This window comes from Kingella pumchi, assembly GCF_022288825.1.
GTDB classification, from domain to species: Bacteria; Pseudomonadota; Gammaproteobacteria; order Burkholderiales; family Neisseriaceae; genus Kingella_D; species Kingella_D pumchi.
Genome location: NZ_JAKOOW010000054.1, coordinates 1 through 380 on the forward strand (window position 1 = coordinate 1; position 380 = coordinate 380).

Annotated in this window: 1 protein-coding gene; it reads left to right on the forward strand. The window is 63.4% G+C overall.

Annotated features, from left to right (window positions below):
* A partial coding sequence (locus MB824_RS10755; protein ID WP_238748538.1) for a filamentous hemagglutinin N-terminal domain-containing protein occupies positions 1–380 on the forward strand: 380 nt, incomplete at both ends.

Below are 380 nucleotides of genomic sequence, written 5' to 3' on the forward strand. Positions count from 1 at the left end.
CCCGGCGAGCGCTCAGGCGGAGAAACCGGTGGCGGTAACGGCAGTCTAAAAACCCATTCAGGCTGTCGTTTGCATTTGGGCACGCTGGCTTTCAGTCTGCTGCTCGGTTTCGGTTCGGCCCTGATTGTGCCCGCCGCCGCCGCCGACATCCAGTCCGATCCCACCGCCCCGCGGCACCAGCAGCCCACGGTTCTTAAAACCGGCAACGGACTGCCGCAGGTCAATATCCAGACACCCACCGCCCACGGCGTATCCGTCAACCAATACCGCCGTTTCGATGTCGACACGCGCGGCGCCATTCTCAACAACAGCCATAAAAGCGTATCCACCCGCCAGGCCGGCTGGATACAGGGCAACCCCTTTCTCGCCCGCGGCGAAGC